Genomic DNA, 3076 nt, shown 5'->3' on the forward strand with positions numbered 1-3076 from the left:
CGCACAGCCCCCGCGCCATCGCCCCGGCGCCGCCCCCGGATCGGGGTGACGACGTCGCGCCGATCCGGGTGGCGGATCTTTCCGCTGGTGGCCTTCAACCTGTGGCTGGCGGGCGGGCGCGGCGTGCGCTGGGACACCGCGCATCCTGCCGACATCGCCGATGTGGACGGGTTGATCGTGGGCGGGGGCGATGACATCTCGCCGGACCTGTACGAAGGGCGCCTGGTGGCCTCGGCCCGGCTGGACCCGGCCCGCGACGCACTGGAACGTCGGCTGGTGCTGGCGGCGCTGGCGGCGGGCAAGCCGGTTCTGGGGATCTGCCGGGGGGCGCAGATGCTGAACGTCGCCCTCGGAGGGACGCTGGACCAGGACGCCTATGCCACCCACCACGCCAGCCGGTTCGTTCGCACCATCCTGCCGCGCAAGACGGTGCGGGTGGTCGATGGCACCCTGCTGGCGCAGGTGGCAGGCACCCGGCCGCTGCGCATCAACGCGCTGCACACCCAGGCGGTGGACCGGCTGGCGCCCGGCCTGCGCATCGCCGCACGCGACGAAGGTGGCATGATCCAGGCCATCGAGCGCACCGCCAACCCCTTTGCACTGGGGGTTCAGTGGCACCCCGAGCATCTGTTCTATGCCGCGCGCCAGCGGGCGCTGTTTGCGGCGCTGGTGGCCGCCGCCGGCGCAGGCCGTACCGGCCCGCAGATCGTCCGCGCCGCCGAAGCGGGCCTGGGCGAAGGCGCGGCCCCCTGACGCCTGCCCCCGGGGGCGCGCCGCGGCATCACGACCACGTTTCACGACCGCGCACGCCGACCGCGTGGCACGACCGCCTGTCACAACCGCCTGTCACGATCATCAGTCACAACCGCGCGCGACCACCGCACGGGCGGGTGGTGCACCCGCCCCGCCCCGGGTTATGTCGCAGGCCCGTCCATCAACGCCGGAGCGCGCCATGTCCCGCATCCCCGCCGCCCTTTCGCTGATGCTGGCGCTGGCCGCCCCGGCCGCCGCGGACCCCGATCCGCGCGACTGGCCCGGCGTGCTGGAGGCCGCGCGGGGCCAGACGGTGCACTGGCACGCCTGGGCGGGTGATCCGCGCATCAACGACTTCATCGCCTGGGTGGGTCGGGAACTGGAGGCCCGCCACGGCGTGCGCCTCGTGCATGTGAAGCTGTCGGACACCGCCGACGCCGTCAGCCGCGTCCTCGCCGAGGCGGCGGCGGGCCGGACCGAAGGCGGCGCCGTCGATGCCATCTGGATCAACGGCGCCAATTTCGTGACCCTCAAGGAGCGCGGCTTCCTGTTCGGCCCCTTCGCCGAGGCGCTGCCGAACTGGCCGCTGGTGGACGTCGACGCCAACCCGGCGGTGCTGGTGGATTACACCATCCCGGTCGAGGGCTTCGGCGCCCCCTGGGCGATGTTCCAGAAGGTGTTCGAATACGACAGCGCCGCGGTCCCCGAGCCGCCCCGCACGATCGCGGCCCTGGGTGACTGGATCGAGGCCAACCCGGGCCGCTTCACCTATCCCCAGCCGCCCGATTTCCGGGGCACCAGTTTCCTCAAGCAGGTGCTGGTCGACCTGACCGGGGACCCGGAGGTCCTGCAGCGCCCGGTGGAGGATGCCGACTACGACGCCGTCACCGCGCCGCTGTGGGCGTATCTGGACCGCATCACCCCGCATCTGTGGCGGGCCGGGCGCGCCTATCCGGCCAACGAACCCGCGCTGGGGCAGCTGCTGGCCGATGGCGAGATCGACATCGGGTTTTCCTACAACCCCGGCCGCGTCTCCGCCGCCATCGCGGACTTCGAGCTGCCCGCCACCGCGCGCACCTTCGTGCTGGAGGGCGGCACGCTGGGCAACGCGAGCTTTCTGGCGATTCCGTTCAACGCGGGGTCGGCGGCGGGCGCGCTGGTGCTGGCGAACCTGATCCTGGATCCGGCCGTGCAGGCGCGCGCGCAGGACCCGGAGGTGCTGGGGTTCCAGACCGTGCTGGGGATGCACCTGCTCGACGCCTCAGGGCGCGCGGCGTTCGACGCACTCGACCTCGGGCCCGCGACGCTGGCGCCCGAGGACATGGGCCAGGCCCAGCTGGAGCCCCATCCGAGCTGGGAGACCCGCATCGCCGCCGACTGGGTCGCCCGCTTCGGCGTGGCCGAGTGAGGACCGCGCGCCGCTGGCCGCGCTCCGGCGCGGTCGGTGTCTTTCCGGCGCTGACGCTGGTGCTGCTGGCCGGGCCGGTGCTGGCGGGGCTGGCGGGCGTGCTGGCGCCCGCGCTGGGCTGGATGCCGGCGCTGGGCGGAACGGAGGTGAGCCTTGCACCCTGGCGGGATCTGGCGGCGTGGCCGGGGCTGGGGGCGTCGGTGCGCGTAACGCTGGTGACGGGGCTGGCCTCCACCGCGATCTCGCTGGGGGTGGTGGTGGTGTTCGTGGCGGGCTGGCAGGGCACGCGCAGCTTTGCCGCGGTGGTGCGGTTGCTGTCGCCGCTGCTGTCGGTGCCGCATGCGGCGGCGGCCTTCGGGCTTGCGTTCCTGATCGCGCCGTCGGGGTGGATCGCGCGGGTGCTCTCACCCGCCCTGACGGGGTGGGAGCGGCCGCCCGACTGGCTGACGGTGAACGACCCCTGGGGGCTGGCGCTGATCGCGGGGCTGGTGGTCAAGGAGGTGCCGTTCCTGCTGCTGATGACGCTGGCGGCGCTGGGGCAGGCCGACAGCCTGCGCAGCGCGCGGGTGGCGCAGACGCTGGGCTATGGCCGTGTGGCGGGGTGGTTGAAGGTGGTGCTGCCGCGGGTCTGGCCGCAGCTGCGCCTGCCGGTGCTTGCGGTGCTGGCGTATTCGTTGTCGGTCGTGGACATGGCGCTGATCCTGGGGCCGACGCGCCCGCCGACGCTGGCGGTGCAGATCCTGACGTGGATGACGCACCCCGACCTCGACCGCCGCTTTGCCGCCGCCGCAGGCGCTGTGCTGCTCGGCGCGCTCGTGGCGGGCGCGGTTGCGGCGTTCTGGCTGGCCGAGAGGGGGCTGGCCCGCCTGGGCCGGGCGTGGACGGCGGGCGGCGGGCGCGGGCGCGGCCTCGATG

Annotated in this window: 3 protein-coding genes; all 3 read left to right on the forward strand. The window is 73.9% G+C overall.

Annotation, left to right across the window (positions count from 1 at the left end; all coding sequences use genetic code 11):
• Nucleotides 1–39: 39 nt before the first annotated feature.
• Entirely contained in the window at nt 40–753 is a 714-nt protein-coding gene (locus tag CCR87_RS00500; RefSeq protein ID WP_201155380.1) for a gamma-glutamyl-gamma-aminobutyrate hydrolase family protein, read from the forward strand.
• Between the two features lie 199 nt (nt 754–952).
• Entirely contained in the window at nt 953–2161 is a 1209-nt protein-coding gene (locus CCR87_RS00505) for an ABC transporter substrate-binding protein (protein ID WP_201155379.1), read from the forward strand.
• Nucleotides 2158–3076: ABC transporter permease family protein (locus CCR87_RS00510; protein ID WP_476748494.1), on the forward strand; the 919-nt coding region annotated here is incomplete at its 3' end. The genes CCR87_RS00505 and CCR87_RS00510, both read left to right, overlap by 4 nt.

The organism is Rhodobaculum claviforme, assembly GCF_016653255.1.
In the GTDB taxonomy this organism is placed as follows: domain Bacteria; phylum Pseudomonadota; class Alphaproteobacteria; order Rhodobacterales; family Rhodobacteraceae; genus Rhodobaculum; species Rhodobaculum claviforme.

Excerpts from the sequence above, each read along its gene's own strand:
- CCR87_RS00505 (WP_201155379.1), top strand. The coding sequence starts at position 953 with ATGTCCCGCATCCCCGCCGCCCTTTCGCTGATGCTGGCGCTGGCCGCC.